Source organism: Methylobacterium sp. 092160098-2 (assembly GCF_028920805.1).
GTDB classification, from domain to species: Bacteria; Pseudomonadota; Alphaproteobacteria; order Rhizobiales; family Beijerinckiaceae; genus Methylobacterium; species Methylobacterium fujisawaense.
The window spans coordinates 1,164,971-1,190,693 of record NZ_JAQPZJ010000001.1; the positions used below are offsets into that span (position 1 = coordinate 1,164,971).

Below are 25,723 nucleotides of genomic sequence, written 5' to 3' on the forward strand. Positions count from 1 at the left end.
CGACCTGCCCCCTCTCCCGTGCGGGAGAGGGTTGGGGTGAGGGACCCGGTCTTTCCGGAGAGGTCGCATCCCTCAACCCTGTCCCTCTCCCGCACGGGAGAGGGAACCCGCGTTTCGCCCGACAGCGGTCTGATCCGGCAGCCTTTCTGAAAGCGTCGCCATGCCCGTCTATGATTACGCTTGCGAGGCCTGCGGGCCCTTCACGGTGATGCGGCCGATGGCCGAGTTCCGCGATCCGCATGCCTGCCCGGACTGCGGCAGCTCGAGCCAGCGCGCCTTCCTCACCGCGCCGCGCATCGCCGGCATGGATGCGGGGCTGCGGGCCGCCCACGCCACCAACGAGCGCAGCCGCCACGCGCCCCGTCGCTCGGGGAGCCACGGGGCCGGCTGCGGCTGCTGCACCCCCAAGAAGGCGACCGCGGCCCCGGCCGCCGCCAAGAGCTTCCCGAAGGCGCGGCCCTGGATGATCAGCCACTAAGTCGGACGCGCATGGCCCTCCCCCCTCTGCGGGGAAGGGTGGCCCTCGCGTCAGCGAGGGTCGGGAGAGGGGAGCGCCGCATCCGGATTTGTCGCGACGGACGCGCGATCCTGCCGCGTCGCGCTGCCCCTCTCCCCCCCTGCTGCGCAGGGTACCCTCCCCCGCAGAGGGGGGAGGGTCACGGCGCGCCTCGGCGCAACAATCCTCAGGAGGACATCACGCCATGATGCACGGAGACATCTCGTCCAGCCAGGACAGCGTCGGCGTCGCCGTCGTGAACTACAAGATGCCGCGCCTGCACACCCGCGCGGAGGTGCTGGAGAACGCCAAGGCGATCGGCAAGATGATCGTCGGCATGAAGAGCGGCCTGCCCGGCCTCGACCTCGTGATCTTTCCCGAATACTCGACCCACGGCATCATGTACGACGCCGCCGAGATGTATGAGACCGCCTCCACGGTTCCAGGCGCCGAGACCGAGGTGTTCGCCGCCGCCTGCCGGGAGGCCAAGGTCTGGGGCGTGTTCTCGCTCACCGGCGAGCGCCACGAGGAGCACCCCAACAAGGCGCCCTACAACACCCTGATCCTGATGAACGACCAGGGAGAGATCGTCCAGAAGTACCGCAAGATCATGCCCTGGACGCCGATCGAGGGCTGGTATCCGGGCGACCGCACCTACGTGTCGGACGGGCCGAAGGGACTGAAGATCAGCCTGATCATCTGCGACGACGGCAACTACCCGGAGATCTGGCGCGACTGCGCCATGCGGGGCGCCGAGCTGATCATCCGCTGCCAGGGCTACATGTACCCGGCGAAAGAGCAGCAGATCGTCATCTCGAAGGCGATGGCCTTCGCCAACAACACCTACGTGGCGGTGGCCAATGCCGCCGGGTTCGACGGCGTCTACACCTATTTCGGACACTCGGCGATCATCGGCTTCGACGGCCGAACCCTCGGCGAGTGCGGCGAGGAGGAGATGGGCATCCAGTACGCGGCCCTGTCGAAGTTCCTGATCCGGGATTTCCGCGCCCACGGCCAGTCGGAGAACCACCTCTTCAAGCTCCTGCACCGCGGCTACACGGGCATGATCAACTCGAAGGAGAACCGGCACGGGATGTCGGAATGCCCCTACGACTTCTACCGGCGCTGGATCGAGGATCCCGACGGAACCCGCGACGCGGTGCGGGCCATTACCCGTCAGAGCGTCGGCACGGAGGAATGCCCGATCGCGGGTATCCCCTTCGTGGGCAAGGGCGAGGGTCCCCCCGACCCGGCACGCTGAACGCCGGTCATTCGATCAGGAGAACCATGGACACGACGCCCCTCGGCCCCACCGCGTTCCGGGCCCCCGCCGTCCTGCTGTCGGGCGCGGTGGACTACGACATGTACCGCGACTTCCGCCGCCAGCTCGGGGCGGCGGCCGACCGCGAGATCGTCGTCGTCGAGCTCACGACGCTCGGCGGCGATCCGGAGGTGGCCCGGATGATGGGCGAGGACATCCGCTTCAACAGCGCCATGGACTCAGATCGGCGGTTCGTCTTCCTCGGCAAGGCGGCGATCTACTCGGCCGGCACCACCTTCATGAGCTTCTTCGCCCGGCCGAACCGATACCTGACCTGCGGCACGCGGCTGATGATCCACGAGCGCAAGATGAACAAGCAGCTCCAGATCGAGGGGCCGCTCACCACCTGCATCGCCTCCGTGACGGCGACGCTCAATGAGATCCAGTGCTCGATCGCGATCCAGAACGAGGGGTTTTCGAACCTGATCCAGGGCTCGGACGTGACCCTCGACGAAGTGCTCGAGAAGGCACCGTCGAACTGGTACCTCGAGGCCGAGGAGGCCAAGCGGCGGGGCCTGATCGAGGCGGTCATCTGAACCGCGCGGGAGGCGCTGCGCCCGGCCATGCGGCGGGGCGGCGAGGGCTCCCCGATGCAGTGACCCGGACCACCGGTGGCACCGCCCGGATCAGGGCGTCGCGGCCGGCTCGGTCAGACGATCGACCGACAGCAGATAGGCGATCAGCGCCCGCTGATCCTCGGGCGAGACGCCCGAACCGGCATCCGCCCAGAAGGCATGCCCCTTGCCGGTGACGCGGGCGATCCGCGCCGTATCCGAGGCCGCGTTGGCGGCGATCACCTTGGCCCGGAGATCCCGGTCCACCAGGGCGCGCAGGCTGTTGGCCGGATCGGGGGCGACGCCCCTGTAGAGCGTGCCCGGGACGCCGAGCTGGCCCTCGGCATCGGGCCCGACCGCCACGCCGGAATCGTGCAGATACGGCGCCGTCCAGGCGAGGCCCACGAGGTTCGGCACCTTGTAGCCCCCCTCCGTGCCCCCCTGCCCCCAGGCGAGCTGCACCTGCGCCAGCGCGTCGCCCGCGAGCGGCACCGGGACGATCACCGGATCGACCGGGACCGGGAACGGCGTGTCGGTGGCGAACATCGTCGGCGGCGACAGGCGCGCCTCCATCTTGGCGCCCGCCCGGGCCCGGGTCGGCTCGGTGCCGATCTCGGCCTCCGGGACGATCCGGTGGTTGGTGAGCGCCGGCCCGGCATGGCAGGTCCCGCAGCCGGCCTTCTCGAACACCGCGCGCCCGGCGCGCACCGTTTCGGGATCCCGTCCGGCGGCGGGCGGGTGCAGCAGGTTCTGGAACGCCGACATGGCGTTGTTGGCGTGGTTGACCGGCTCCCCGGGCACCGAGGTGAACAGGCCGTTGTCGGTGACGTAATTGGTCGCCGGATAGGTCGGCAGGACCGCGTAGCTGTTCAGGCCCGGCGAGGCCGGGGTCGGATCGACGCTGTGCAGCACCTCGGACGGGCTCCGGCCACCCTCCGGCTTGAAGCGGAACGCCTCCGTGGCCGCGCCGCGCAGCACGATGCCGAGATACGTCTCGGGATCCATGCCGAACAGCCAGGGCGCGGCGGCGGCGAGCTGGGTCGTGTCAGAATTGGCCGCGTGGACGTTGTTGTTCAGCGAGGACAGGCCCGCGAAGGGCCCGATCGCCTCGCGGCCGCTCCAGCTGTAGGGCTCGCCGTGGGCGGAGAAGCTCGACGGGATCGAGGTCGGGTTGGTGACCCGGTCGGCGGAGGAGTCGAAGCTGCCCGGCGGCCAACTCGCCACCTGCACCTTCGTGGCCGCCTCGACGGAAGCGGCGTCCGGCAGCGCCGACCCCGTCCCGGTCGCGCCGGTATGCTGCGGGTCGGCGGAAGGCCGGGCATCGGCCTCCGGCACGCTGGCGTGCATGAAGTAGGCCGACGAGTTCTTCGCGAGCGCCATCAGCAGCCCGGCATTGAGGTCGGTATTGGGCGCGCCCTCCACGACCTTGCCGGTGCCGGGATCGACCGCCGCGTGGCACAGGGCGCAGGTGATGCCCATGCGCAGGTGGCCGCGGTCGGAGAAGGTCTTGATCCCGATGATGAAGGCCCCGCCCCTCGGCACGTCGAGCCCGGTCGGGACCAGCTCGCCGGCCCGGTAGACGCGGTCGCCGATGCGCACGTCCTTGGCCATGGCGACCTGGAGGTTTGTGGTTCCCTGACCGCCGAGCTTCGCCACCGCCAGGGCGACCGCGGTTGGTGTGAGCCCGCCGTCGAGCATGCCCATGACGTCGGTGAGGAAGACCTCGTTGCCGAACGTCTCCTGGTAGAAGGCCTGCCGCCCGCGCTCGACCATGGCAGGATCGATGGCGACCGCGCCGTTCCCCGGCGCGAGGTCCTTCCGTCCGGCCTCGGTCCCGTTGAGCCGGTCCGCCTCCGCGCGCGAGATGCGCCGTCCGAGTACGTCGAAGGCGGTCTGGATCGGGTAGCGGTCCGGGTTGAGCAGGTCCGCCCGGTCGGGCATCGGCGCGTAGCTGAAGCGGCCCACGCTCAGCGTGACACCCGCCGCGACGGTCACGAGTCCGGCGGTGATCAAGATGCGGCGCGGCCAACCCATGAAATCCGAGCGTCCTTCCAGACCCCCGCCCGCGGAGATGCGGACTCGGACGGCCGGGCCATCAACCCCCGGATAAAGCCAGGGTTCATCCTCACTGCCGGGACGGGGTGTCGCGTCCCGGCCGGCGCCGGATCCTCAGATCTGGACCTGCCCGCCATCGGCGAACAGCTCGACACCGTTGACGAAGCTCGCCGCGTCGGAGGCGAGGAACAGCACCGCCTGGGCGATCTCCTCGGGCCGGCCGACGCGCCCGGCCGGGATCTGGCCGGCGAGGTAATCCTTGGTGGCCGCCGCCTGATCGCCGCCGCCGAACAGCGCATCGAGGCCCGCAGTCTCGGTGACGCCGGGGCTGATCGTATTCACCCGGATGCGCCGGTCCTTCAGGTCGAGGATCCAGTTCCGGGCGAAGTTGCGCACCGCCGCCTTGGTGGCCGAGTAGACGCTGAAGGCCGGCGTGCCCGCGCTGCCCGTTGTCGATCCGGTGAGCACGATCGCCGCCCCGTCCCGCAGCAGCGGCAGCGCCTTCTGGACGGTGAAGAGCACGCCCTTCACGTTGGTGTCGAAGATGCTCTGGTAGTGCTCCTCGGTGATCGCCCCCAGCGGCGCGAAGGTGCCGCCGCCGGCATTGGCGAAGACCACGTCGATCTGTGCGTGCTTCTGCTGAACGGCATCATAGAGGCGGTCGATGTCGGCGAGGTTCGCCATGTCCCCGCGTACGCCGGTGATCCGGCCGCCGATCTGCTTCACCGCGGCGTCGAGGGCCTCCTGGCGGCGGCCGGTGATGAACACCGCGGCCCCCTCGTCCACGAAGGCCTGGGCGGCGGCGAGCCCGATGCCGCTGGTCCCGCCCGTTACAACCACAACTTTGTCCTGAAACCTGCCGGCCATCGTCGTTCTCCATCGTTCGGCTTCGTGTGCGCCGCTGGTTGAAGAGATGCCGACGGAACGATGATGCCGGTAGTCGGCAGATATGGCACTCAGCGTTCTGCTGGAGGAACGATGAGCCGCGCCGACCTGAACGACTACGTCTACTTCGCCGAGGTGGTGGCGCATGGCGGCTTCGCCGCGGCGGGCCGGGCGCTGCACCAGCCCAAATCGAAGCTCAGCCGCCGGGTCGCGGCCCTGGAGACGCGCCTGGGCGTCCGCCTGATCGAGCGCTCGAGCCGGCGCTTCCGCGTGACCGAGGTCGGCCAGGGCTTCTACGAGCGCTGCAGGGCGATGATGCTGGAGGCCGAACGGGCCGAGGCGCTGGTCGCGGAGGCGCAGACCGAGCCGCACGGGCGGATCCGCATGAGCTGCCCGACGGGCCTCATCGATATCGTCGGCGCGATCGTGCGCGTGTTCCTCTCCCGGCATCCGAAGGTCAGGCTGCAGCTGGTGGCGACCGACCGGCCCGTCGACCTGATCGAGGAGCGGATCGATGTGGCCCTGCGGGTCCGGCGGGATCTGACCAGCGACGCGTCGCTGACCATGCGCTCGCTCGGGCTCTCGCGCTGGATCCTGGTGGCCGCACCGGAAGTCGCGCGCGGCCTGGGCCCCGATATCGCCAGCCTCGGCGCGGCTCCGACCCTCGGGACCCGCGACGATCCGGGCGAGGCGGATTGGCGGCTGGAGCGGGCGGATGGCCGGGTTTTCACCCTGCGTCACGAGCCGCGCCTGACCTGCGGCGACTTCGCCGCGCTCTGCGACGCGGCGGCCGCCGGCCTCGGGGTCGCGTTCCTGCCCGACCATGCCTGCACCGACGCCATCGCGGCGGGCCGGCTTGTTCCCGTCTTTCCGGAGTGGCAGGGGCAGCCTGGGATCGTGCACCTCGTCTTCACGACCCGGCGCGGGCTGCCGCCGGCCGTGCGGGTGCTGATCGACCACCTCGCGGCGACATTCCCGACGCTGTGAGGCCACGCGTCGTCCCCGCGCATCCGAAGGGCAAAGGTCACGCGGCGCGCCCGTCCACCTGCGCCGTCATTCCGGGCGCCGCAGGCGGGCTCGGACCGGGAGAGGCACGCCGGAGGCGGGCGATCCGGAGCCGCCGCCGGAGCAGGATCCTGGCGCCTCGGCGTGTCAGGATCCCGGGCACCGCTGCGCGGTCCCGGGACGACGGGGCGAAGCGGCCGCGACGCGCGACCTAATAACCCCGAGCCGCGTCGACCCCGTCCGGCACCTGACCGGTCCGGCGATAGGTCCGCAGGTTCTCCGCCACCGTGGCGGCGGCCGAGTCCATGTCGGTGGGCCCCGAAATGTGCGGCAGCACCGTCACCCCGGGATGTGACCACAGCGGGGAGTCCGCCGGCAGGGGTTCGACCCCGAAGACGTCGAGCACCGCATGCGCGAGGTGGCCGGAATCCAGGGCGGCGATCAGATCCTCGGTGACGACGATCGGCCCGCGGGCGAAATTGATCAGCGCGGCGCCCGGCTTCAGGGCCGCGAGGCGTCGAGCATCCACCAGGCCCCGCGTCTCGGGCGTCAGCGGCACGAGGCAGACGAGGATGTCGCACCGGCCGAGCATCGCCGGGAGGCTGTCGGTGCCGTGAAACGTCTCGAGGCCCGGCACGGCCTTCGGGCCGCGGCTCCAGCCGACGACACGGAAGCCCGCGCCGGTGAGCCGCTCCGCCGCCGCGGTGCCGAGCGCCCCGAGGCCGAGCAGTCCCACCGTGGTGTCGGACGGCTTGCGGTAGGCGTGCGGGCGCCAGACCCGATCCCGCTGCTGGCGGGCGTAGGCCGGCATGTCGCGCTGGAGATAATAGGTCCAGGCCAGCACGGCCTCGGCCATGGTGCGGGCCATTTCCCGGTCGACCAGGCGGACGATCGGCAGCGGCCGGTCGAAGGCGCCGACGAGCTTCTCGACCCCGGCCCAGAGGCTCTGCACCCAGACGAGTCCCGGCAGCGCCGCCACCTCGGCCGGATCGGGATTGGCCACGACGGCGACCCGCGCCGCCGCCCGAGCCGCATCATCCATCGTCCGGAACGGGATCAGCCGCTCCTCCGGCATGGCCGCCGACAGGATCCGCAGATACTCCGCCTCCTGGCCCGGCCCCTTGCACCCGACCAGGGCGATTGCCTCCGCCATCCGCGCCTCCGCACCGTCCCGACGAACCCGTCCACATGCGGACGAAGCAGGCGCTGTGCCTGACGGGATCCGGATCGTCGAGATGGAGTGGGCGAGAGATCGATTGCAGGCGCGGTCAGCGCGCCTCGACCAGCGCCGGGTAGACGAGGCGGACGTTCCGGCGATCTTCGGGGATCGCGGTCTCGGGCCGCCTGCGGACGCTGCCGGTCACCGTCACCACGGGCTCCGTCGGCCGCAGCCGCCAGCGCTCGGCCGCCTGCAGGGCGACGCGCGGCTTGGGCCGTTCGAGATGCCGGTCCGCCCCCTCGGTGGGGACGGTGGCGAGCCCCGCGAGGGTCAGGACGGTCAGCAAGACGAGCCGAGCCCGGGGGCGGCGGGAAAGGGCAGGACGGGAGGACATGGGAAGGGCACCGCGTGGACCTCCCTGTTCTGCGCCGCGCATGTGAAGACGAAATCGAACCGAATCGATTTCCAACCCGTTCCCAACACCTGCCTACAGTCGCGGTAAATGCGCACTGTCCAGGCACAGTAAACGCTTGAGACGGGAGGACACGCGGACATGGCGAGCAAGGTCGAGGGGGGATCCGGGACGCCGGAGCGCGCGGAGATCGGCCGCGTGATCGATACCGACATCTCGGCGCGTCTGGACCGGCTGCCCTGGGGCCGCTTCCACGTGCTCGTCATCGTGGCCCTGGGCATCACCTGGGTGCTGGACGGGCTCGAGGTCACCCTCGCCGGCTCCCTGGTGGGCGCCCTGCGCCAGCCGCCGATGTCCTTCTCCGAGTTCGACGTCGGGCTGGCCGCCTCCTGCTACCTCGTGGGCGCCGTGACCGGTGCCATCGGCTTCGGCTGGCTCACGGACCGGATCGGCCGCAAGAAGCTGTTCTTCATCACGCTGGCCCTCTACCTCGTCGCCACGGCGGCCACCGGCCTGTCGTGGAACATCTGGAGCTTCTGCTTCTTCCGCTTCCTCACGGGGGCCGGGATCGGCGGCGAGTACACGGCGATCAACTCGACCATCCAGGAGCTTGTCCCGGCCCGGGTCCGCGGCTGGACCAACCTCGTCATCAACGGCTCGTTCTGGATCGGCGCGGCGCTGGGCTCGTTCATGTCGATCGTGCTCCTGAAGCCCGAGGTGATCGACCCGGCCTGGGGCTGGCGCGTCGCCTTCTTCACCGGCGGCGCCATCGGCCTCGTGATCCTGCTCCTGCGCACCTGGATCCCCGAGAGCCCGCGCTGGCTCGCGACCCACGGCTACGCGGCGGAAGCCGACCGGGTGGTCACCGGCATCGAGAAGCGCTTCACCGACGAGGGCGTGACCCTGCCGCCGGTGGACGAAAGCAAGCGCATGAAGGTCCGCACCCGCGACCACACCCCCCTTTCGGAGGTGTTCAAGGCTTTGTTCGTGACGAGCCGCAAGGAGACCATGGTCGGCCTCGCGCTGATGATCGCCCAGGCCTTCTTCTACAACGCCCTGTTCTTCACCTACGCGCTGGTGCTGGAACGCTTCTATCAGGTGCCCGGCAACCATGTCGGCTGGTACCTGCTGCCCTTCGCGCTCGGCTCCTTCCTGGGCCCGCTGCTGCTCGGGCGGCTGTTCGACACGATCGGACGGCGCAAGATGATCGCCTTCACCTACGGCATCTCGGCGCTGCTGCTGGCCGGCGTCGGCCTGCTGTTCCGCCTCGACGTGCTCGGGCCGGTCGGCCAGACCGGGGCCTGGATGGTGGTGTTCTTCTTCGCCTCGGCGGCGGCGAGCTCGGCCTATCTCACGGTCTCCGAGACCTTCCCGCTGGAGATCCGGGCGCTCGCCATCGCGGCCTTCTACGCGGTCGGCACCGGCATCGGCGGCGTGTCGGGGCCGCTCCTGTTCGGCAGCCTGGTGGAGACCGGCTCGCGGGACTGGGTCCTGTTCGGCTACGGCCTCGGCGCGGTGCTGATGCTCATCGCGGCAATCGTCGGCGGGATCTGGGGCACGGCCGCGGAGGGCAAGTCCCTGGAGGAGGTCTCGAAGCCGCTGGCGGCGGCCTGAGCGCCGGCCTTCACGGGCCGTCGCCGCCGCGACCGGGGCGCTGCCGTCCGGGCGGCGCCCCGTCCATTGACGGGGCGCCGTCGCCGGTCGCCTCGCCCCGTTGGCGGCGACGGCGCCTGTCCGTCACGCCTCCTTGCGCCAGACCTGCCCGTGGTAGACGAACTTGGCGCCCTCGTTCGCCAGCGCCGCCAGGCCCCGGAAGGCCGGATCGTGGACGGTGATCACGCTGGTCGGGATCTGGCGCATCATGGCGGCGAAGGGCGCCTTCTTCTCGAAGGCGGCGCGGAAGCCGCTTTCCGCGAGCACCTTGAGGATCCGGGGCGCGATGCCGCCGCCGATATAGACGCCGCTGGTCGCCAGGAAGGTCAGCGCGAGATCCCCGCAGACTCGGCCGAGCACCCGGCCGAAAAGCTCGAGCGTCTCGGCGGCATGCGGATCGGTGGCGTTGAGCCCCGCCTCGGTGACGGCGGCCGGCTCGATCTTCCCGTGCGGCTGCCCGGTCCGGACATGGGCGACCGCCGCGTGCAGCCGTGACAGCCCCGGACCCGACAGCACCGTCTCCACGGTGATGCGGTCCTCGACCCGCTCCAAGACGCGCCAGACCTTCTCCTCGAACGCGTCGACCGGGCCGAGATCGGTGTGGCCGGCCTCGGTGGACACGATGGCGAGATGCGCCGCGTAGGGCACCAGCGCCGCCGCGCCGAAGCCCGTTCCGGGGCCCAGCACAACCCGCGCGCCGCCGGGCACGGGCGGACAGGGCCCCACGGGCGTGAGGTCGTGGGGCTCGATATCGGCGGCACCGGCCGCCACCGGGACATAGTCGTTGACCACCACCGCGGCGGAGAGATCGAAATCCGCCGCGATGCGCTGGCCGGCGATCTTCCAATGCGCGTTCGTCAGCTGGATCTCCGGCCCGTCGACCCGGCCGGCGATCGCCAGGATGGCCGAGCGCGGCGAAGGCCCGCCCCCCTTCGCCAGCGACGCCCTGATGGCGCTCGACGGATCGGGATGGTCGGCGGTGGCCTCGTGGGAAAGCAGGCGGGGCTGTTGGCCGGCCGTCTCGATCAGGCCGAACCGCGCGTTCGTGCCGCCGATGTCGCCGACCAGAACCGGAAACTCGAACATCGCAACAAGCCCCTGCTACCTGTCCCGCCGCCGACGGGATCCGCACCCGACGCGGCTTCGGCGCTACATCGGCCCCGCGCCCCGGCGCGGGCAAGTCCCATTCGGCATCGGCCGCCTCTCAATGCGGCGCGATCGTGGTGTCACGCGGCCGGCCGATGACGCCAAGATGCGTATCGCCAAATCCGCTCGCGTATTTGAGACTATAGCCCAGCGCACGATCGAGGCCGATATGGGCGAGCCAGATCAGGGCCAATCCCACGAGATCGGGGTGGCCGAGGCCAGCCGCCAGACACAGGCCGACCAGCGGCAGGGCCAGGAAGTGAGCAAGGTTGTAGAGCACGGCACCGGCCACCGGGCCGGCCGCGTAGCCCAGCATGCTCACGTCGGGGACGAACAGCAGCGCGGCGAAGATCCACCACGATTGCCCGAGCCAGCCATAGACCGACACGGTGCCGGCCAGGATGCAGGCGCCCTCGAGCCGCAGCAGCATCCGCGGCCAGCCGTCGACGGAACGGTTCGACATCGCGGCTCCCCATGATCGGCGCGCAGGACGACGGCCCGGGCCGCGGGCCGACTGGCGAGACGGCTCAAGCCCGCGGAAGCGCGTCGGGATCGATCGCCCCCCCGGCGGCCCAGTCGCGCAGCAGCGCGCGGACGGCGGCGGGGTCGGGCAGGCGGCGGCGGGCGACGGTCTCGCCCTCGCCCACGCGTACCGCGATGCCGCCATCCTCGTTGATCGACGCGAAGGCAATCTCGTCGGTGCGGTCGTCCCCGAAGAAGACAGGTGTCCGGCCGGCATAGGGCGCCTCCGCCATGAAGGCGCGGATCGCGTGCGCCTTCGTCGCCTGCGCCGGGACGATCTCGCCGACCGCCTTGCCGAGTTGCAGGCGGTACGCGAGGCCGAGCGCGTCCGCCGCGTCCTTCACGAGCGTTTCGGCCCGAGCGGCATCGTCGGGATCCGCGAGGCGCCAATGCACCGCCACCGACGCGCCCTTGTCTTCGATCAGGACCCGCGCCAGCGCCGCGGTCTCGGCCTGGAGACGCGCGACCTGCCGGCGCAGATCCGGGTGATCCTCCATCTGGCCCCCCGTGATCGCACCGCCGACCCGGCGCTCGACGCCGTGAAGGCCGGCCGCGTCCAGGCGGGACGGCGTCAGAAAGCCGTCGATCACCGTCACCGGCCGGCCGGTCACGATCGCCAGCGCCCCGTCGAGGCGCGCCCGGAGCCGCTCCAGATCCTCCACCAGCCCCGGCTCGACCTGCACGGCGTCCGGCCGCGGCGCGATCTCGGTGAGCGTGCCGTCGAAGTCGAGGAAGAGGGCGATGTCCATCGCGGGCGATCCCGGGCTCGAGTGTCGGCGACGGGCTAGCACGGGCGAGGCCGACGACAAACGCCGGCCGCGCCGCCCTATCTGTATCCCCACAGGCACGTCACGAGGTTTCCCATGAGAGGATCGCCCTTCCGGCCCGTTCCGGATCCGGTCAGGCCCGGCGAGGAGAGCGTCTGGGACTATCCGCGGCCGCCGCGGCTGGAGCCCGTCCGGGAGCGACTGCGCGTGGTGCTGGGCGGCGATACGATCGCCGAGACCGTCTCCGGCTTCCGGGTGCTCGAGACCTCGCACCCGCCGACCTACTACCTGCCGCCCGCCGACATCGCGGAGGGAACGCTCGTGAATCCGCGGCGCGGCGGGATCTGCGAGTGGAAGGGCCAGGCGGTACTGTTCGACGTGCGGGGCGGCGACCGTCTCGTCCCCGGGGCCGCCTGGGCCTACCCTGACCCGACCCCGGATTTCCGCGCGATCGCCGGCTATGTCGCGTTCTACGCCGGCCCGATGGATGCCTGCTTCGTCGGCGCGGCCCAGGCGACGTCGCAGCCCGGAACCTTCTACGGCGGGTGGATCACGCCCGGCATCGTCGGACCGTTCAAGGGCGGTCCCGGAACGATGGGCTGGTGATTTTCCAGCCCTCCCCCTCTACCTTCCGGACCGCCACGACGAGGAGACCGCATGAGCGCGCTGACCGAGACCGATCCGACCGGCGCCGGGTTCAGCCCGGAAGGTCTCGCCCGGATCGCGCCATGGATGGACCGCCTCGTCGACGAGGGCCGGCTCGCCGGCCTGTCGGTCACCGTGGCGCGGCGCGGCCGTGTCGCCTTCGCGCGCGCCTGCGGGCAGGCCGACCTCGCCCGGGCGACGCCCTTCACCCTCGATACGGTGACGCGGATCTACTCGATGACCAAGCCGCTCACCTCGGTGGCGGTGATGCAGCTCTACGAGCAGGGCTTGTTCCAGCTCGACGATCCGATCTCCCGGGTCCTGCCCGAATTCGCCGAGATGCGGGTCGCCGTGGGCGGCAACCGGGTGAAGCTGGAGACCGAGCCGGCCCGCCGGGCGATCACCGTGCGGGACCTGCTGACTCACACGGCCGGGCTGACCTACGGCTTCATGGAGGCGACCCTCGTCGATGCGCAGTATCGCGAGCACGGCGTCGACTACCTGGCGCGCGAGGGCACGCTCGCCGAGATGACAGCCCGGGTGGCGAAGCTGCCGCTCCTCGCCCAGCCGGGCAGCGCCTGGAACTACAGCGTCGCCACCGACGTGCTCGGCCAGTTCGTGGCCGCCCTGAGCGGTCGTCCGTTCGCCGACTATCTCCGTGAGGCGGTGATCGGGCCGCTGGGCATGATCGATACCGACTTCTTCGTCCGGCCGGAGCTGATGCCGCGCTTCTGCGCCACCTACGCGTATGACCGCGCAAGGCAGCTGCGCCTGTTCGACGATTCCGTAGAGACGGCCTTCGCGAAGCCGCCCGCCATCGCGTCGGGCGGCGGCGGCCTCGTCTCCACGGCCGCCGATTACCAGCGCTTCTGCCGGATGATCCTCAACCGCGGCACCCTCGACGGCACCCGCCTCCTGGGCCGCAAGACCGTGGAGTTGATGCTGTCGAACCACCTGCCGGGCGATCTGGCCGCGATGGGCACGCCGCGCTTCGCCGAGACTTCATACACCGGCATCGGCTTCGGTCTGGGCTTCTCGGTGATGCTCGATCCGGCCCGCGCCCAGATCCTCGGCACGCCCGGCGAGGTCGCCTGGGGCGGCCTCGCCTCGACGGCGTTCTGGATCGATCCCGCCGAGGATCTGTCGGTGGTGCTCATGACGCAGCTCGTGCCGTCTTCGGCTCTGCCGATCCGGCGCGAACTGCGCGTCCTGACCTACGCGGCCCTGGCCGATTGAAGGCCGGTGCCCCTCACTCCGCGGGGGGCGCCTCGGTGGCGGCGGGCTTCTGGGCCGGTTTGGCACCGGCCTTGGCGGTCGGCTTGGGGGCGGCGCTGGCGTACTCCGGATCGGTGCGCGGACCGTTCGGACCATTGGTCGGGCCCGGGAGCTGACCGGGCGCGAGATCGGTGACCTTGGTCCAGGTCTGCGACTTGCACAGGAACGCGATCAGGCAGCCGCGCACCGTCAGCTCGCCGGGCGTGTCGGTCCAGATGGTGACGTCGTAGGATTTGCCGTCCTCGGAATTGTAGATCTTGCCCTCGAAATGGGCGTCCGCGTTCGGCTTCAGGCCCAGGATCAGCTGGTGACCGAGCGACGGCCGCGCCTGCTTCTTGGGATCGGGGTTCTTGAAGTCGATCCGCGGCTCGCCCTTGTCGTTGAGCGGAACCTTCAGCCAAACCACGTAGCCACAGAGCCGGTCGCCCGCGGTCCCGCACTTCTCGAGACGCACGCGCGCCCGGCCGTCCTCGGTCAGGTAGGTGCCGCTGGGATCAGTGGGCGTCTTGGCCTGGGCCGTGCTCGCCAATGCCGAGAGCGCCAGGATTGCGAGCGGCGCAACCCGGCGACCGATCGATGTAAACCGCATACCTGAACTCCCATCCCTCGCGAGTCGTGATGGAGCCTTGACCGCCCGCCCTCGCGTAAACCGCTTTCGCGCGCGGAAAGACCGCTCTCCCCGCGCCATCGCGCCCGCGCCGAGCCGAGAACCGGACGACGTGCGCATCATGCCCGCCCTGTCCCGCGCGAAGTTGTCCGCATCATGACAACCCAACCGCAGTGTTGGGGCGTAATCGGCCCTGCGAAACGGGGGCTCGCGGTCCGATCCGCGTCGGCGGCAGGCTTCGGTCGGGTCAGAGCGCGCCCTGCATGAGCATCACGGCGCGCCAGCGCCCGGGCTTGCGGCCGCCACGCCCGCAAGGATGCGACAGGCGTGAAGCCGAGGCTTTCATGCAATGCAGTCGAGGCGGGAGAGCCGCTGTCGGCGATGATGGCGACCAGAGTTCGGCGGTCGATCTGCTCGCTACCCGCGACCGGGGTCGCAAGCGGGCGGCGCCCGCCGCGGCCCGACCGGGCGCCGTGGATCAAATCCTCGCGGGTCGAGCGGCAGGCGGCGCGCTGGCGCTAGGGACCGGCATCGGCATAGCCCGCAACCGTGTCGGCTCAATCGGCCACGACACGGGATAGCCGCCTCCGCGCAGGACTTCGTAGCCGCGCCTCATTTCCGAGAGCGTCGGCGGCTCCCTCTCGACGCTGGCCGTGCTCGCAGTGACGGCGTCACCGTAGATCGCCGCGATGGCAGAACGATCGGCCCCGGTGGTCGAACGTATCACGTCTGTCACGGCGGCCCGTTAAGCGAAGTCGCCAACCACCGGCAATGGCACGGAGCTATCTCGGGCGGGCACGGCCACCGCAGGCGGGCAACCGTGACGCTGCGGCGGGATGGTCGCTTGGCGACTGATCCCGCAGGCTCGGAGAGCCGGTGGATTACTCGGCGGCGGACATCTCGGCAGTGAAGTGGCCGCACCAGTCTTTGGAGGCGACGACCGGCCAGAGGCCCTTCGACTCCGGGGCGGGCTGGCTGACCGGCGGATTGAAGCGGCAGAGGCCTTCGTCACCCTTTGCCTGGGCGCCGTTGAGCTTGTGATCGTCGAAGAAGCGGCAGCTCTCGCAAGCGGCGTTCGCGGTACCGGCCATCGGGTCTCTCCATCGGCTGACTGGGGGGTGGTGGAACCGTTTCGGGATCGTTCCCCCGACAGTTCTTAATTAGAATAGCTCGAAAGAACGGTCAACGGGCAGGCTTGCGCGGAGCTTGCGTCGGGCCACGCAAGCTGGTGGTGGCCGAAGGCGAACGGGGCAGACGCTGCGACGACGGCTGAGCGGCGGTGTTTCGAGATTCCGGCTGTACCCGCGGAGGTTGCAGCCAGGATTTGGGCTGGCCCCGAGGACGCCCGCGCAACCGGCATCGACTCAGTGCGACCGGGTGAGGTTCGAGAATGCAAAGAGGCCGGATTCTCAGGGAGAATCCGGCCTCGGCAATAGACACTTGTCGAACTAGCGTCGTCGCTACGCGATCCCGTCGCCTACGACGGCATCGCGTGCAGACAGGCTAGCCCTGCTTGGCCTTCTTGTTGGCGTTGTGGTGACCGATGGCGCAGCCAGCGGCAGCGCCCATCTTGCCGTGGCCCGCCATATGTCCGGCAACGCCGCCGACCACGGCACCCTTGAGGCAGCCCTTTGCCTCGGCCGGCGCGCCGGTGAGCAGGGCCGCGATGGCCAGGGCAGAAGCGAAGGCGATCCGGTTCGTCATCGACATGTCTCCTTGCAGTCGACCGGAAACGGCTGCGCGGTCCGACCCGTTCCATTGGGGGCCGGGACCGGGACGCACCTGTTCCGGTTCACCGCGATGGGCGCGGTCAGCGCGCGAGACTCGCCACCAGTCGCACGAGGTCGGACTGGCGTGTCGCGCCGGTCTTGGCGAAAATCGCCTTCAGCTGCGAGCGGGCGGTTGCCGCAGTGATCGCAAACCGCGCTGCGCTCTCCGCGAGCGAGGTGCCAGTCGACAAGGCCAGGGCGAGACGTGCCTCCGCGGGAGTCAGCCGATAGACCGCCTGGAGAATGGTGGAGGTCGGCACCGTCATGGTCCCGGGAACGCTGCAGAGGAGGAGCGTGCTCGCTCCCCCGAACAGGCCGCGGGTCGGTCCGACCAACGGCACGACGTGGATCACGATGGGCGGCGCGTCCTGTCGCGGCACCACCACGGAGGAGATGGGCGGGCGGCCGAAGGGCCGCGCCAGGGCTTCCAGCTGCCGGGTTGCCTCCGGATTGTCCGCAGTGAGGCGACCGCCCGTGAGCTTCAGGTCGCGACCGAGGAGCGCGCCGAAGGCGTCGTTCCAGCGGAGCGCGCGCCCCTCGAAATCGAGGATCAGGGCGGGCCGGTCGATCAGCTCGAAGGCCTGCGTCAGCCCCGCCAGGCGGGCCTGCTCCACCATCGACGTCAGCAGAGCCGCGCGCTGCAGAAGCGGCGACAGGGTGGCGAGGCGCCGTTGCTCGTGTGCCTCGTACGGCCCCTGCTCCACCGTCCGCTGCAGGGACAGGCACCAGAGACGACCCTTCACTGCGAAGCCGATGCCGGCGAACCAGCGCAGGCCGCGGGAGGCGAGCAGATCCTGGTAGAAGGGCAGGCGTGCGACTTCCTCAGGGGTGGTGAAGTCCTGATCGACCGCGATCCCGCGCGTCCGCATGAACGGGATTCCGCGCAGGCGGTGGTCGTCGCGGTGCCAGCCTTCGTCGAAGTAGCGGCGCGATGCGTCGGCGAGCGACGCGGTGCAGAGCGATTCAAGGCTTCTTCGATCGGACCGGAGGAGCAGGGCTCCCTCGCTGCCGGACGCCCGCACGGTGCGCTCGGCCAGATCAGGCCAGCGCGCAGGATCGACGACCGCCTCCTCGAGATCTTCCCGGAACCCTGTCTCAAGGTCGTCGCGCAGGCGAGCGAAGAGATCCGGCCTCACGCCCGCCATGCGGCACGCCCTCCTCGCAACGAACAATGCCGTCCGGCACCGCGCCGCAGAGTTTCGACCCGCAGCTCGGACCGGCTTTCACCAGCGAACTATAAATCACGTCGTTAAATCCGAGCAAGCGTCCGGATGTATACAGCTTTCGATCGAGAGTACCGAAGTCTGAGGTGTCGGGATCTCGACGGGACCGCCTCGTCCAGCGGCTCGAACGTCAGGCCTTTTCATTTCGCGCTATCTCGAAGGTCGCGCCCGCAGGCGAGCCCGACGTCCCACACGGGCGGGAGTCCGCCTCCGCAGTTTGCCACGGCTTGCGATTTACAACCTCTGATAGAATTGGGAAAAGCCGGGTTCAAGCCTCGTTAACCAAGCTTTGCGATTGTATCGCGGTGCGCGGCTCGATCATGGGTTGTCTTCGAGCGAGCGCAGTCGAGCAGGATGCGGCTGAGGTCGATGGCGTTTTCCCTGTCTGGATTCCGCGGCGCGCCGTCCCGGCACGCCCGTCGCCCGGCCGGCGTCCTGGGGGTCGCCGTTGCGCTGCTCGGCTGCGCCCCGCTGCTCGCGGGCTGCATGTCGAGCCGTCCGCAGAGCGCGACGCGCGCGGGAACCGACGTCACCCAAACCGGCACCATCTCGGAGGGCCTGCCGCCCGCGTTGGTCGCCGCGGCGCAGGAGGAGGTCGGACGCACCATGCGCCTCGGGCTGGCGAACTACCGGCTCAATGTCGGCGACAATGTCGAAGTCTCGTTCCTGATCGATTCCAGCGTCGTCCAGCCGACCTACCGGCTGAATCCGAACGATGAGTTCGACGTCGATTTCCGCACCCATCCGGAGTACAACCGGACCGTGATCGTCCGGCCGGATGGCCGGATCTCGCTGCCCGGCAAGAACGGCATCAAGGTCGCGGGGCTGTCGCCGGAAGCCGCGGCCGCGCTGATCAAAAGCACCTACGACGACGTGCTGATCGACCCCGTCGTCACGGTGATGCTGCGCCGGTTCCGCACCGTGACGGACGATTTCCGCGACCTCACCCAGCGGGCCGATATGGGCCGCGTGAAGGTCCTGGCGATCGAGCCGGACGGCAAGATCAACCTGCCGATGGTGCCAGCCGTCCAGGCGGCGGGCCGGACCGTGCACGAGGTCGCCGGCAGCCTGAACGCCGCCTACAAGCACCAGCTCGCCTCGGTCACGACCAGCGTGCGGCTCGCGAGCCTCGTCCCGGCCAACACCATGGTGTTCGGCGAGGTGCGCGCCCCGGGCCCGGTGAGCCTTCAGGGGCCGCGGACCCTGGCTCAGGTCCTGGGCTCGGCCGGCGGCGTCCTGCCGACGGCCGCCGGCGAGGCCGTGCGCATCATCCGCTTCGACGCGGAGGCGGCCGGCAGCGTCCGCATCGTCGATATCAGCCAGCCGGGGCTCGCGGACTCGATCGTCGTACCGCCCAACGCCACCGTCTACGTGCCGCCGTCGCTGCTCGCGAAGACCGCCCGCGCGGTGGATCTCGTGGTGCGCCAGATCCTGCTCTTCAACGGGACCGGCTTCGGCGTGAACTACATCACCGGGCCGTCCGCCAGCACCTCCAACACCGCCACCGTGAGGTCCGGCACGTGAGCCAGACCGACCTGACCGCCGCCGACGCGGGCGAAGGCCCGGCCTTCGACCTTCGCGACGCCCTCGCGGCCCTGTTCCGGCACATCCGGCCGGCCCTGCTGATCCTGGTCGCGGCCATCGTCGGCGCCGGGATCTACCTTCTGCTGACCCCGGCCGAATACACGGCGGACGCCAAGCTGATCATCCGTCTCGGACGCGAGAAGGCGGGCGCCCCGCTCCAGGGCGGCGCCAACCAGAACTACATGTTCTCCGAGCGCGCGCAGAACGTGAACAACGAGATCGAGATCCTGCGCGACCCCAGCATCGTGCGCGACGAGTTCGCGGCGCTGAAGCAGATGACGCCCACCGGCGAGCCCGGCCCGCCCCCCGCGGACTGGATCGACTGGTTCATCTACCAGGGGCGCCAGGTCCTGCGCAGCGCCAAGGCGGTCAAGACCTGGATCGTCGAGACGGTACAGGTGCCCTTCGAGGCGGTGGGCCTGCTGCGACACCTCACGCCGGACGAGAAGCTCTACGAGGCCTATCTCGCGGCCTTCAAGGTGGCGTTCGTCAAGGAGACGGACGTGATCGTGACCGGCTTCACCTGGACGGATCCGCACTTCGCCGCGCAGGCGCTCAACCGGCTGCTCGACGCCTACAAGCGCCGGCACGTGGAGGTCTACGCCGACGAGACGCCGGCCTCGTTCTACCAGAGCAAGCTGGAACGCGCCCGGGCCGACCTCGCCGCCATCGACGCGCAGCTCGCGACCTACCTCAAGGGCAACAACACCGCGAGCTTCGAGATCGAGCAGCAGAACGACCTCGGCACGCTGGCCGATCTCGCCAAGCAGAAATCGGCGGCGCAGATCGAGCGCGAGGTGGTCGAGACCCGTCTCAAGCGCACCCGCGAGGCCGGACCCGACCGCTGGCAGCCGACGCCCTCCGACGCCGACCCGACGGTCACCGCTTTCGACCAGCGCTGGGCGGACCTGAAGACGAAGCGTGCCGAACTCGCGGTCCGGTTCCGGCCGACCGCGCCCGAATACGTGAGCCTCGACCGCGATCTCGCCGCCCTGGCGCGGCAGAAGTATCAGTCGCTCCTCGCCGCCGACACGGCGAAGCTCGCCGTGCTGGCCGAGAAGATCCAGAGCATCACGGCGATTGAGCAGACGCGCCGCAAGGCCGCCATCGGCCAGAGCGACGCGGCGCTGGCCTATGGCCGGCTGACCCAGCAAAAGGGCCTGCTCACCGACGAGATCACCGAGACGCAGAAGCGGATCGACGCGCTGAAGACCGGCACCGGCCTCGACGCGCAGGCCGTCACGTCCTCGGCCCTGGTGGCGCGCGCCGTGCCGCCGCGGCTGCCCTCCGGCCCGAACCGGCCGCTGATCCTCGGCCTCGCGGCCGGTCTCGGTCTGCTCGCCGCGCTGGCCTACGTCGCTCTCGCGGAGATCCTGGCCCAGACCTACCGCAGCGCGTCGGAGGTCGCCCGCTCGCTGCGGGTGCCCGTGCTGGCCGCGGTGCCGCTGCAGACAGGAACCGCCGGATGATCGCCGCAGCAGCCGCCCCCCGCATCGATCCGGCGATCCTCGAACCGGCGCTCGTCCAGCTCACCCGGAACGAGGCGCGCGTGCGCCGGGTCGGCATCACCGCGGTCCAGACCGGCGAGGGCGTGAGCACGCTCGCCCGCGAACTCGCCGGCGCCTACGCCCGGCGCGGCCGCAGCGCCGTGCTGATCGAAGCCAACTGGTCCCGCCCGTCCCTCGCCGAGGCCTACGGACTGATCGGACGGCCGGGCTTCGCCGACATCGTCGCCGGGGCGGTAGCGCCGAGCCGCGGCGTCCACGCGGTCGCCGACGGCCTCAGCGTCGTACCCGCGGGAACCCCGGCGGCGATCCGGAAGGCGACCTTGGACGACGGGCGCGTCGAGGATTTCCTGGCGCTGGTCGACGAGCGCTTCGATCTCGCCCTCGTGGATTGCGAGCCGATCACCGAGATCGGCGACGCCGCGGCGCTTTCACCGTTTGTGGACGGCTTCATCGTGGTGATCGGCGCCGAGCGCACCCGCCGAGCCGTGGCGCAGCAGGCCCTGGCCGACCTGAGGGCCGCCGGGGGTGCCCCGCTGGGCGTGGTTCTCAATCGCACCCGCAGACCGATCCCGAAATGGCTCTACGGGTGGCTCGGGTGAGCGGGGCGCACACTCGCACGCTGCGGGCCCTGCCCATCGCGGGAATCGGGTTCGCGGCGGCGGCTGGCGCGGTCGCACTGAGCGCGGCGCCCCTGAAGTTCGCCGTCGTCGGGTTGGCGGCGGCATTCGGCGGCGTCGGCGCCCTGATCGTCGGGCGGCTCTATCGCCTGACGCCGGTCCTCCTCGTGGCCCTCGCGGTCGGGCTGACGGTCAAGCTCGACGTGAGCTTCTTCCAGCATTTCGAGGCGGTCGGGCAGTACCTGCCGAGCATCGGCGGCGGGGCCGGCCTGACGGTGAGCGTCGCCCTTCTCGTGGCCGTGGCGCTGATCACCGCCAAGCTCACGGGCCTCTGGGAGAATGCGCCCGGCCTGCGGCTCGACCGCCCCCTCGTCCTGACGCAGGTCGGCTTCCTGATCGCTGGCCTGCTGTCGCTCACCAACGCCACCGACCCGGCCTATCTCTGGTTCGACACGTGGCGCTTCGTCGGCCTGCTCCTGGTCTCGGTCGCGGTCTCGAACCTGTCGGAATCCGACATCCGGACCCTGGCGCTGGCGATCTGCGCCCTCTGCCTCGTCCAGACCGCGGTGGCGGGGCTGCAATACGTCTCGGGCTCGGAACTCGGCCTCTCGGTGCTGGGCGAGGAACAGATCGTCGAGGAGAACATCAACTTCTCGGCGCAACGCCGCGCCGGTGGCCTGAAGGTCCACCCGAACATCCTGGGCTATTATTACGAGTTCGTCTGGCCCCTCGCCCTGGCGCTGGCCCTCTCCCGCGGCCCGCTGATCCTCCGCCTCGTCGGGGCAGCGGGCGCCGCGTCGGCACTGGTCGGGGTGGTCCTGACCCTGTCGCGCGCATCCTGGCTCACCTTCCCGGTCTCCGCCGCGCTCCTGATCCTGCTGGTTTATCGGGACCGTCTGTTCTCCCGGGCGAGTCTGATCGTCTTCGGTCTTCTGGCAATCGTCGGCAGCGTCGCGGCCCTCTATGCCGGTCCGCTGATCTGGGAGCGGCTCACCGCCGACGACGGCGGCTCGGCCGCCCAGCGCGGCCCGTTGAACGCGGCGGCCCTCGCCCTCTTCGAGCAGTTTCCGGTCTTCGGCGTCGGCCTGAACAACTTCGGCAATCAGTTCGCGGTCCTCGACAAGACCGGCCTGTCCCGGCTCGCCGGGCTCTTCGACCGGTCGAACCACGTGGTGCACAACCTGCACATCCTGATCCTCACCGAGGTCGGGATCGTCGGCTACGCGGCCTTCGCGCTGGTCTTCGGGATCGGGATCTTCCGTGGGTTCCGCGCGGCCCGCCGCGCGCCGGTGGGCGATCCCCTCGCGGCGATCGCGGCGGCCTGCGCGGTGGGCCTGATCGCGCATCTGCTGCACGGCCTGGTCGATCCGGGCTTCCGCCTGAATCTCGGCATCGCCGAGCTGCTCTACACCGGCCTCGGACTGATCGCCGGGGTGCGTGCCGCCCAGCGGCAAAGGGCCGTTCAGGCGCGCCGGCCGGTCGGGCCGCCAGAATCGACAGGCGCGACACGCGCCCTCCCCGTCCAACGGAGAGGAACCGCGTCCCCCCTCGCCAGCGCCCCGGGAGCGCCCGCGTCCAGGACCGGCCATACCCCCTTCACACGTGGAGACCGATCATGAGCGCCGTCAGCCTCAGCGTCCTGATCGTCACCTACAACGCCGGTCGGGACATCGCGACCTGCCTGGAACTGCTGGCCTCGAGCCGGATCGACCGCCCCTACGAGGTGATCCTCGTCGACAACGCCTCGACCGACGGCACGCCGGAGCGCGTCGCGAAGGCTTTCCCCTGGGTGCGGGTGATCGCCGAGCGGACCAACCACGGCTTCGCGGGCGGCAACGCCGTCGCCCTGGAGCACGCGCACGGCGAGGCGATCCTGCTCCTCAACCCCGACGCGTTCCTGCGCGACCCGGAGGCCCTGACCGGTCTTCTGGCCCATCTCGACGCGCATCCGGACGTCGGCGCCGTCGGCCCGCGGCTGACCTTTCCGGACGGGACGCATCAGGTCGGCGATGCCGGCTACGAGCCGCGCCCGCTCTCGATCCTGGTGCACGCCGCCGGCCTGTCGGGCCGCCTCGGCCGGCGTGGCCTCTATCTCGCCAGCCGGCAGGCCCGCGGCACCGGAGCCCTCGACGTGGACTGGATCTGCGGCGCCTGCCTGCTCCTGCGCCGGTCGGCGATCGCCGCCATCGGCGGTCTGCACAGCCCGATGTTCCTCTACGGCGAGGACGTGGATTGGGGATGCCGCCTGCGCGATGCCGGCTGGCGCGTCGCCTACCTTCCGGGGATTGCCGTTCTCCATCTCCAAGGGGGCTCGGGAGGTACCCGCTCGCCCCGCTGGCTCGACGGGCTGGCGACCATCTACAGCCTGCGCAACGCCGGCCGGCGCCTCTCGTCTCCGGCCTTCTTCTCGGCCCCGCTGCGGCTCGGCTTCACCCTGCGCGCCCTGGCCTACGGATTCGCGGCCCGGCTGCGCGGGCAGCCGGACCTCGCCCGGAAAGCCGAGGACATGCGCAGATTTGCCAGCCATCTGCGCAGTCTTCGCCTCTGACCGGACCGTCTCTCACGGTCGTTTACGAATGAACACCATGTGGTAGCCCTTGAACGGGCCCGGCGTGAGCCGGAACAGCAGCTCCCAGAACTTGCCCAGGACGATGTTCTCGCCATGATAGAACGGCTGCCCGTCGAAACTGTAGGTGAAGTGCTCGAACCGATCAGTTGGGAAAAGCCGCTTCCGCGCCGCCTCCGTGTTCATCGTGTAGAGCGGCACGAACGAGTCGATCTCGACCCGCCGGGGCTCGACGAGGCGCAGCACCCGGGCGTGCAGCCGCTTCGGGATGAGCCGTGCCCCGATCCCGACATAGCCCCAGCGGTTGGGCGTCCAGGCGCAGAGCCAGCCGTCCGGGGCGAGAACCCGGCCGAGTTCGGCCGCGGTGGGCTCGGGATGCTCGATGTGTTCGAGGACCGAGAAGGCCGAGATCAGGTCGAAGCTCCCGTCCGGGAATGGCAGCATCCCGTCGTGACCGATCAGCCGGACCTCGTCGGCCGACTTGTTGCCGAGAACCGCCTCGTCGACGTCGCAGGCGACCACGTGGGCGCAGCGCCCGCGGAAGTCGCCGAGGTGTCGGCGCAATGGGACCGGATCATCGCTCCACTTGCCGCGTCCCGCGCCGAACTCCATCACCCGCATGTCCGGGCGGAGCAGCGCGTTGACCCGCACGATGTACTCCATCCGGTGGTCGTGCCGGGAGTAGCCTCCGGCTCCCATCTCCCGGAACAGACGCTGTTCGACCGTGACCATGCCTCAGACTCCTCTGAACGTGTCGCGCCCACGGCGCATGTGAAGGCGGGGGAGCCGGGCGGGCGCCCGGCGGTGGCGATCCTCGGCACACGCGGGGTGCCGGCGGCGCATGGGGGGTTCGAGACCCTGGCGGAGCGGCTCGCGCTCGAACTCGTGGCCCGGGGCTGGCGGGTCGAGGTCTACTGCCAGGTGCGCGAGCCGGCCCCGCCGACGGTGTGGCGTGGGATCCTGCTGATCCCGGTCGCGGTCCGGGGCGACGGTGCCGTCTCGACGATCGTGTTCGACCTGAAATGCACCCTGCGGGCGGCCTTCCGGCCCGCCCTGCCCCTCGTGCTCGGCTACAACACCGCGGCGTTCTCGCTGCTCTACCGGCTGACGGCCAAGCGCAGCGTCATGAACATGGACGGCATCGAGTGGAAGCGCGACCGCTGGTCGAAGCCCGCCAAGGCCTGGTTCTGGCTGAACGAGCGCCTCGGCAGCCTGTTCTCGACGCACCTCGTGGCGGACCACCCGGAGATCGCCAAGCACCTCGCCCGCGGGACCTCGGCCGCCCGGATCACCACCATCGCGTATGGCGCCGACCCGGTTCTGGAAGCCTCGACCGAGCCGCTGGCGAAGTTCGGCCTGCGCCCCCGCGATTACGGACTGCTGATCGCCCGGGTGGTGCCGGAGAACCTCGTGCTCCAGGTCGTCCGGGCCTGGAGCGAGGTGCGCCCGGGCCTGCCGCTGCTCGTGCTGGGCAAGCTCGCGGAGTCCGACCCGTATCACCGCGCCGTCCGGGCGGCGGGCGGACCGGACGTGATCTTCGCCGGCGCGATCTACGAGGCCGAGCGCGTGGCCGCGCTCCGCTTTCACGCCCGCTTCCACATCCACGGCCACACGGTGGGCGGGACGAACCCCTCGCTGGTCGAGGCCCTGGGGGCGGGCTCGCCGATCCTCGCCCACGACAACCCGTTCAACCGGTGGGTGGCGGGGCCGCAGGCGCTTTATTTCGGCGACGAGACCGAGTTGCGGCGGGGCATCCTGAGACTGGTGCGGGCCGGGCCGGGCCGCCTCGACGTCATGGGCGCCGCCTCCCGTCGCCGGCACGCCGAGGCCTTCACGTGGCGCGTCATCTTCGACGCCTACGAGCGCGTCCTGCGCCGCCAGATCGCGCCCGCACGAGCCGGCCGCGGCGCGCTGCGGGCGGTCCGCGGGGAGCACGGGCGCGCGTGACAGGCGC

Annotated in this window: 25 protein-coding genes; 13 read left to right on the forward strand and 12 right to left on the reverse strand. The window is 70.5% G+C overall.

The features are described 5' to 3' along the window. Nucleotides 1-160: 160 nt before the first annotated feature. The 3 genes from PQI07_RS05375 (at nt 161) to PQI07_RS05385 (ending at nt 2,353) form a co-directional block, all read left to right on the forward strand. Nucleotides 161-478, forward strand: coding sequence for an FmdB family zinc ribbon protein (locus tag PQI07_RS05375; RefSeq protein ID WP_043353431.1), 318 nt, complete (start codon nt 161-163; stop codon nt 476-478). A 223-nt stretch (nt 479-701) separates the two neighbouring features. Next, entirely contained in the window at nt 702-1,757 is a 1,056-nt protein-coding gene (locus tag PQI07_RS05380; protein WP_043387004.1) for an aliphatic amidase, read from the forward strand. Between the two features lie 26 nt (nt 1,758-1,783). Continuing rightward, nucleotides 1,784-2,353, forward strand: coding sequence for a ClpP family protease (locus tag PQI07_RS05385; protein WP_274926207.1), 570 nt, complete (start codon nt 1,784-1,786; stop codon nt 2,351-2,353). Nucleotides 2,354-2,443: 90 nt separating this feature from the next. On the opposite strand, the gene PQI07_RS05390 is transcribed toward PQI07_RS05385, so the two are convergent. Then, nucleotides 2,444-4,405, reverse strand: coding sequence for a cytochrome C oxidase Cbb3 (locus PQI07_RS05390; protein ID WP_274926208.1), 1,962 nt, complete (start codon nt 4,403-4,405; stop codon nt 2,444-2,446). 135 nt (nt 4,406-4,540) lie between these two features. Next, the gene (locus PQI07_RS05395) at nt 4,541-5,293 is read right to left on the reverse strand and encodes an SDR family NAD(P)-dependent oxidoreductase (protein WP_043349326.1); all 753 of its coding nucleotides are present in this window, start codon (nt 5,291-5,293) and stop codon (nt 4,541-4,543) included. Between the two features lie 111 nt (nt 5,294-5,404). Between PQI07_RS05395 and PQI07_RS05400 the strand changes: the two genes are divergently transcribed. Beyond that, a complete protein-coding gene (locus PQI07_RS05400) occupies nt 5,405-6,298 on the forward strand; it encodes a LysR substrate-binding domain-containing protein (RefSeq protein ID WP_274926209.1) in 894 nt (297 codons plus the stop codon). A gap of 229 nt (nt 6,299-6,527) precedes the next feature. Here PQI07_RS05400 and PQI07_RS05405 read toward each other — a convergent pair whose 3' ends face one another. Next, nucleotides 6,528-7,469, reverse strand: a complete 942-nt coding sequence (locus tag PQI07_RS05405; RefSeq protein WP_274926210.1) for a 2-hydroxyacid dehydrogenase — start codon at nt 7,467-7,469, stop codon at nt 6,528-6,530. A 115-nt stretch (nt 7,470-7,584) separates the two neighbouring features. Further along, nucleotides 7,585-7,869: a hypothetical protein gene (locus PQI07_RS05410; protein ID WP_236961717.1), complete on the reverse strand. Its 285-nt coding sequence runs from the start codon at nt 7,867-7,869 to the stop codon at nt 7,585-7,587. Nucleotides 7,870-8,028: 159 nt separating this feature from the next. Between PQI07_RS05410 and PQI07_RS05415 the strand changes: the two genes are divergently transcribed. Continuing rightward, on the forward strand, nt 8,029-9,501 hold the full coding sequence (locus PQI07_RS05415; protein ID WP_043349334.1) for an MFS transporter: 1,473 nt from the start codon (nt 8,029-8,031) through the stop codon (nt 9,499-9,501). 123 nt (nt 9,502-9,624) lie between these two features. Here the strand turns inward: PQI07_RS05415 and PQI07_RS05420 are convergent, their stop codons facing one another. The 3 genes from PQI07_RS05420 to otsB form a co-directional block, all read right to left on the reverse strand. Beyond that, nucleotides 9,625-10,626, reverse strand: coding sequence for a glucokinase (locus PQI07_RS05420; protein ID WP_053610495.1), 1,002 nt, complete (start codon nt 10,624-10,626; stop codon nt 9,625-9,627). A gap of 118 nt (nt 10,627-10,744) precedes the next feature. Then, nucleotides 10,745-11,149, reverse strand: a complete 405-nt coding sequence (locus tag PQI07_RS05425) for a DUF4260 domain-containing protein (protein ID WP_274926211.1) — start codon at nt 11,147-11,149, stop codon at nt 10,745-10,747. A gap of 64 nt (nt 11,150-11,213) precedes the next feature. Continuing rightward, entirely contained in the window at nt 11,214-11,957 is a 744-nt protein-coding gene (otsB, locus tag PQI07_RS05430; protein ID WP_043349341.1) for a trehalose-phosphatase, read from the reverse strand. Between the two features lie 114 nt (nt 11,958-12,071). Between otsB and PQI07_RS05435 the strand changes: the two genes are divergently transcribed. Both PQI07_RS05435 and PQI07_RS05440 read left to right on the forward strand, forming a co-directional pair. Then, on the forward strand, nt 12,072-12,581 hold the full coding sequence (locus PQI07_RS05435; protein WP_182591164.1) for a DUF427 domain-containing protein: 510 nt from the start codon (nt 12,072-12,074) through the stop codon (nt 12,579-12,581). A gap of 51 nt (nt 12,582-12,632) precedes the next feature. Beyond that, on the forward strand, nt 12,633-13,856 hold the full coding sequence (locus tag PQI07_RS05440) for a serine hydrolase domain-containing protein (RefSeq protein WP_274926212.1): 1,224 nt from the start codon (nt 12,633-12,635) through the stop codon (nt 13,854-13,856). A 13-nt stretch (nt 13,857-13,869) separates the two neighbouring features. On the opposite strand, the gene PQI07_RS05445 is transcribed toward PQI07_RS05440, so the two are convergent. The 4 genes from PQI07_RS05445 to PQI07_RS05460 form a co-directional block, all read right to left on the reverse strand. Continuing rightward, a complete protein-coding gene (locus PQI07_RS05445; RefSeq protein WP_043349347.1) occupies nt 13,870-14,484 on the reverse strand; it encodes a DUF2147 domain-containing protein in 615 nt (204 codons plus the stop codon). 899 nt (nt 14,485-15,383) lie between these two features. Next, nucleotides 15,384-15,593, reverse strand: coding sequence for a hypothetical protein (locus PQI07_RS05450; protein ID WP_043386991.1), 210 nt, complete (start codon nt 15,591-15,593; stop codon nt 15,384-15,386). Between the two features lie 412 nt (nt 15,594-16,005). Next, nucleotides 16,006-16,206: a glycine zipper 2TM domain containing protein gene (locus PQI07_RS05455; protein WP_043349362.1), complete on the reverse strand. Its 201-nt coding sequence runs from the start codon at nt 16,204-16,206 to the stop codon at nt 16,006-16,008. 106 nt (nt 16,207-16,312) lie between these two features. Beyond that, nucleotides 16,313-17,416 (reverse strand): helix-turn-helix transcriptional regulator, encoded by a 1,104-nt coding sequence (locus tag PQI07_RS05460; RefSeq protein WP_043349349.1) that lies wholly within the window; start codon nt 17,414-17,416, stop codon nt 16,313-16,315. 447 nt (nt 17,417-17,863) lie between these two features. Here PQI07_RS05460 and PQI07_RS05465 point away from each other — a divergent pair, with 447 nt between their 5' ends. Genes PQI07_RS05465 through PQI07_RS05485 form a run of 5 tightly spaced genes read left to right on the forward strand, consistent with a single transcriptional unit; the run spans nt 17,864 to nt 23,751 of the window. Continuing rightward, the gene (locus tag PQI07_RS05465; protein ID WP_043349351.1) at nt 17,864-19,018 is read left to right on the forward strand and encodes a polysaccharide biosynthesis/export family protein; all 1,155 of its coding nucleotides are present in this window, start codon (nt 17,864-17,866) and stop codon (nt 19,016-19,018) included. Further along, the gene (locus PQI07_RS05470) at nt 19,015-20,547 is read left to right on the forward strand and encodes a GumC family protein (RefSeq protein WP_274926213.1); all 1,533 of its coding nucleotides are present in this window, start codon (nt 19,015-19,017) and stop codon (nt 20,545-20,547) included. Before PQI07_RS05465 ends, PQI07_RS05470 begins: the two co-directional genes overlap by 4 nt. After that, complete coding sequence (locus tag PQI07_RS05475; RefSeq protein ID WP_274926214.1) at nt 20,544-21,185, forward strand: CpsD/CapB family tyrosine-protein kinase; 642 nt, start codon at nt 20,544-20,546, stop codon at nt 21,183-21,185. Before PQI07_RS05470 ends, PQI07_RS05475 begins: the two co-directional genes overlap by 4 nt. Continuing rightward, complete coding sequence (locus PQI07_RS05480) at nt 21,182-22,822, forward strand: O-antigen ligase family protein (protein WP_274926215.1); 1,641 nt, start codon at nt 21,182-21,184, stop codon at nt 22,820-22,822. The genes PQI07_RS05475 and PQI07_RS05480 overlap by 4 nt, the downstream gene beginning before the upstream one ends. Further along, complete coding sequence (locus PQI07_RS05485; protein WP_274926216.1) at nt 22,819-23,751, forward strand: glycosyltransferase family 2 protein; 933 nt, start codon at nt 22,819-22,821, stop codon at nt 23,749-23,751. The genes PQI07_RS05480 and PQI07_RS05485 overlap by 4 nt, the downstream gene beginning before the upstream one ends. Before the next feature lie 12 nt (nt 23,752-23,763). Here PQI07_RS05485 and PQI07_RS05490 read toward each other — a convergent pair whose 3' ends face one another. After that, on the reverse strand, nt 23,764-24,501 hold the full coding sequence (locus PQI07_RS05490; protein WP_274926217.1) for a class I SAM-dependent methyltransferase: 738 nt from the start codon (nt 24,499-24,501) through the stop codon (nt 23,764-23,766). Between the two features lie 72 nt (nt 24,502-24,573). On the opposite strand from PQI07_RS05490, the gene PQI07_RS05495 reads away from it, so the two are divergent. Then, on the forward strand, nt 24,574-25,716 hold the full coding sequence (locus tag PQI07_RS05495) for a DUF1972 domain-containing protein (RefSeq protein ID WP_274926218.1): 1,143 nt from the start codon (nt 24,574-24,576) through the stop codon (nt 25,714-25,716). The last annotated feature ends 7 nt before the right edge of the window (nt 25,717-25,723 follow it).